The sequence below is a fragment of the Brevundimonas sp. CURTG3B2_SDJG genome, from assembly GCF_057364705.1.
Genome location: NZ_JBNFOJ010000269.1, coordinates 1 through 3731 on the forward strand (window position 1 = coordinate 1; position 3731 = coordinate 3731).

The following is a 3731-nucleotide window of genomic DNA, read 5'->3' on the forward strand; positions in this document are numbered from 1 at the left end:
GCAACGGAGCGGTGATCGTCGGCCCGGACTGCGCGGTTCCCGGGGTCGAGGCCGTCTACGCCATCGGCGACGTGGCCAGCTACGCCCAGGACGGCAAGCCCCTGCCCGGCCTGGCCCCGGTCGCCAAGCAGCAGGGCGCCTGGGTCGGCAAGCTGGTCCGTGCGCGGCTGGAAGGCCGGCCCGAGCCCGCCCCCTTCCGCTACAAGGACTGGGGCACGATGGCGGTCATCGGTCGGTCCCGGGCGGTCGCCCTGCTGGGCGGGCTGAAGATGAAGGGCGTCCTGGCCTGGTGGGCCTGGTCGCTGGTCCACCTGATGCTGCTGATCGATTTCCGCAGCCGGCTGACCGTCTACGTCAACTGGACCTGGGCCTGGTTCACCATGGGCCGCGGCGCGCGCCTGCTCACCCGGCTGCCCTAGCACGGCGTCGGCCCTTTGGACTCCAGCGCGGTCAGGACCTTGAGGGCCTGAACGGTTTCGCGCACGTCATGGACGCGAATGATCCCGGCGCCGCGCCGCGCGGCCTCGAGCGCCAGGGCCAGCGAGCCGCCGAGACGGTCGGCGGCTTCGACCGCCGAAGGATCGATCGCCTGAATCACGCGCTTGCGGCTGGCGCCATAGAGGATCGGGAAGCCCGCGCCGGCCAGTTGGTCCAGCCGCGCGGTGAGGATCAGGTTCTGCTCGGCGGTCTTGCCGAAGCCTATGCCGGGATCCAGCCATATCCGGTCCCGGGCCACGCCGGCCGCGACGGCCGCTTCGGCGCGCTCCAGCAGCCAGCCGAAGACCTCGGCGACGACGTCCTGGTAGCGGGGATCGTCCTGCATGGTGCGCGGCTCCCCCTTCATGTGCATCAGGACCACCTCGCGGCCCAGTTCGGCCGCCACGGCCAGCGCCTCGGGGGTGTGGCGCAGGGCCGAGACGTCGTTCCACATCGTGGCCCCGGCCGCGACGGCGGCGCGGGCGACCTGGGGCTTCATGGTGTCGATGCTGATCGGGCCGTCCCACCGGGCGCGAAGGCCTTCGATCACCGGGACCACGCGGGCGACCTCTTCGTCCGCACCGACCGGCTCGGCGCCCGGACGGGTGCTCTCGCCGCCGATGTCGAGCATGGCCGCGCCCTGATCGACCAGGCTCAGGCCGTGGGCGATGGCCGCCTCCACGGTGTCGTGCCGCCCGCCGTCCGAGAAGCTGTCGGGGGTGACGTTGACGATGCCCATGACCCGGGGCGCCGTGAGCTCTCGCCGCGACCTTCTTGCCGAAGACGACGTCGGCCAGCGTCTCCAGCAGCCCCGGCGCGCTCATCCCCGCCCTCCGATCAGCCCGCCCAGCGCCTCGAGATAGGCCGAGAACGCCTTGCGGCCCGTCGGCGTGATCGACGCGCGCGTCAGCGGCTTGTTGTCCTTGAAGCTCTTGTCGATGGCGACGTAGCCCGCCTCCTCCAGCTTCTTCAGGTGGACCGACAGATTGCCCTGGGTGGCCTCCAGCACGGTCTTCAGCTCGGTGAAGTCCGCCGTTTCCGCGTCGGCCAGATAGACCATGATCCCCAGCCGCATGCGGCCGTGGATGACGTCGTCGATCCTGCCGAGGTCGGCCAGGCCCATGGATCAGGCCGCCTTCACCGCCGCGCGGGCGTCGCGGAACATGATCCAGCCCGGCAGGGCGAACAGCAGGAACAGGGCGACGGTGCAAACGTAGAGGTACAGGGTCGGCTGACGCACCAGCACGCCCAGCGCGACGGCCGTGAACCAGCCGCCCAAGGCGGTGGCCAGCATCCAGCCCTTCTTCTTCAGCGTCCAGGCGAAGTACCAGGCAGCCGCCTGCAGGGCGAAGACGATGGCGGCGTAGTAGAGCCAGATCGCGAAGTCCTGGTCCCGGACCGCGCCGACGCCGAAGACGATGATGACCGCGGCGTTGGCCATGCCGGTGGCGCTGAAGGCCGCGTTGAGGGATCGTGTCGCCAGGGGCCCCGCGCCGCGCCGTCCTTGCGGTCCTTCAGAATGGCCCAGGTCAGCACCGCCAGGAAGGCGACGGTGATCATCACGACGAAGGCCAGGTTGGCCAGGTCCGGCCAGCGGATCAGGCCGATCACCTGGCCGACGTGGAACAGGCATTGCAGGCCGTAGAGAAGCCCGCCCGCCAGGTAGCAGATCGACAGCGTCATCGTCGGACGCCCGCCGCCCTCGACGATCGAGCGCATGAAGGCGAGGTCGTCCTCGGGCGAATGCAGGCGGGGTCTGGCGGGCATGGGCGATTCTCCGAAGCCGGCTCGTCCGATTGGGGTGAACGAGCCGGCCAGGCTTGGCAAGTTATTCGGCCGGAACGGCCGCGGGTTCCGGCGGCGGCTTGCGCCACGGGATCCGCCGGCCGTTCAGCCAGCGCCCCATGAAGCCGTGCCGCACCGTCAGTTCGTACGAGGCCAGGCAGACGGCGAAGACGCCCAGCGACACCCCGGCCAGCTTCGCCCACCACGGCCCCGGCCAGTCCTGCACCCAGACCTGGGCCAGCATGACCAGCGGCAGGTGCAGGATGTAGACCCAGTACGAGGCGTCGGCGAGGTAGCGGCGGAGGGCGCTGTGACCCGACAGGAAGCGCAGGCACAGCCCCATGGCCGCCAGGGCGGACGAATAGACCGCCAGGGCCGTGACCGCCGCGGCGATCGCCTTGTCCTGCGTCGGCTCGGCCATCGGGGCCAGGCTGGGGCCGCCGGCCAGGATGTAGGCGGCGACGCCGGAGACGACGGCGACGATCAGGAACAGCGGCGACCAGGCGGCGACGCGCCCAGCAGGTCGCGGCGGCGTCCAGCAGAAGCCAGGCCGAAAGCCAGACCGAAGCCGACCAGGGCCGCGGCGTGCGGGACCAGGCCCGCGTCCGGTGTCGGCACGGCGAAGAAGGCGATCCACTTCGGGTCCAGCCACATCGCCAGGGCCAGGGGCGCGGCCAGGAGGACGGGCGTCCAGGGGCCCGATCAGCGCGCCGGTCATTCGGTCCACGGCCCTGCCCCAGCCGCCCTGGCGGTCCAGCAGCGCGAACGGGGCGCGCAGGATCAGCGCCGCCGCGCAGAACAGGGTCAGGACGTACAGGAACCACAGATGGGTCAGGGGGAAGTTGGTCCAGTCGTAGGTCGGCGGCGGCGGAGGCGGCGCGCCGGGCGTCACCAGGCCGTTGGCGTGGGCGTTCCAGACCAGGGCGGTGACGATCCCCGCCATGACCGGAAACCAGAAGGCCAGCAGCGGCCCGGTGATCCGGATCGCCCGATCCCGCGCGAAGCCCAGCCAGCCCTTCCGGCTCAGCATCATGTGGGCGAACAGGCCGGCGATCAGGAAGAAGGCGGTCATCCGGAACAGGTGGATCGGGAAGAACAGCCAGGCGGCCCCGATCGACCGGCTGGCGTCGCCGACGATCCAGATCTGCTGGGGAAAGAACGACAGGCTGGCGTGCAGGACCACGCCCAGCATCAGGGCCCCTGCCCGCAGCGCGTCCAGGCCGTGGAGCCGCTCGGGCCGATGGATTTCAGATGACGACATGACGCGCCCCTCCTTGTTGACGGAGAGCGTCTATAACAGACTTGTTTGAATTGCAAACTTGTTGATAGCGAGCCCGGGCGAAGCGGTTCGGGGAGGGCGCGGGGCGTCCGGGCCTCGCCCGGAGCTGTTGAGCTGTTACCGTTTCGACGAGACAGGCCGCCCCGCGTGGTCGTTGGTTTCGCGCGCCCTCCGGCTGGCGGCCCTGTTA

5 protein-coding genes and 1 pseudogene are annotated in these 3731 nt (G+C 70.7%); 1 reads left to right on the forward strand and 5 read right to left on the reverse strand.

Annotated features, from left to right (window positions below; all coding sequences use genetic code 11):
- Positions 1-419, forward strand: a pseudogene (locus AC2W7C_RS14765) (hypothetical protein); the annotation flags it as partial.
- On the opposite strand, the gene folP reads toward AC2W7C_RS14765, so the two are convergent.
- The 5 genes from folP to AC2W7C_RS14790 all read right to left on the reverse strand — a co-directional run bounded on the left by folP (position 416) and on the right by AC2W7C_RS14790 (position 3523).
- The gene (folP, locus tag AC2W7C_RS14770) at positions 416-1216 is read right to left on the reverse strand and encodes a dihydropteroate synthase (RefSeq protein ID WP_486002095.1); all 801 of its coding nucleotides are present in this window, start codon (positions 1214-1216) and stop codon (positions 416-418) included. The pseudogene AC2W7C_RS14765 and the gene folP sit on opposite strands and share 4 nt — an antisense overlap.
- A gap of 81 nt (positions 1217-1297) precedes the next feature.
- Positions 1298-1600: a winged helix-turn-helix domain-containing protein gene (locus tag AC2W7C_RS14775; RefSeq protein ID WP_486002096.1), complete on the reverse strand. Its 303-nt coding sequence runs from the start codon at positions 1598-1600 to the stop codon at positions 1298-1300.
- Between the two features lie 3 nt (positions 1601-1603).
- Positions 1604-1771 (reverse strand): hypothetical protein, encoded by a 168-nt coding sequence (locus AC2W7C_RS14780; protein ID WP_486002097.1) that lies wholly within the window; start codon positions 1769-1771, stop codon positions 1604-1606.
- A gap of 14 nt (positions 1772-1785) precedes the next feature.
- Complete coding sequence (locus tag AC2W7C_RS14785) at positions 1786-2244, reverse strand: hypothetical protein (RefSeq protein WP_486002098.1); 459 nt, start codon at positions 2242-2244, stop codon at positions 1786-1788.
- Positions 2245-2305: 61 nt separating this feature from the next.
- Positions 2306-3523, reverse strand: a complete 1218-nt coding sequence (locus AC2W7C_RS14790; protein WP_486002099.1) for an acyltransferase family protein — start codon at positions 3521-3523, stop codon at positions 2306-2308.
- Positions 3524-3731 lie beyond the last annotated feature (208 nt).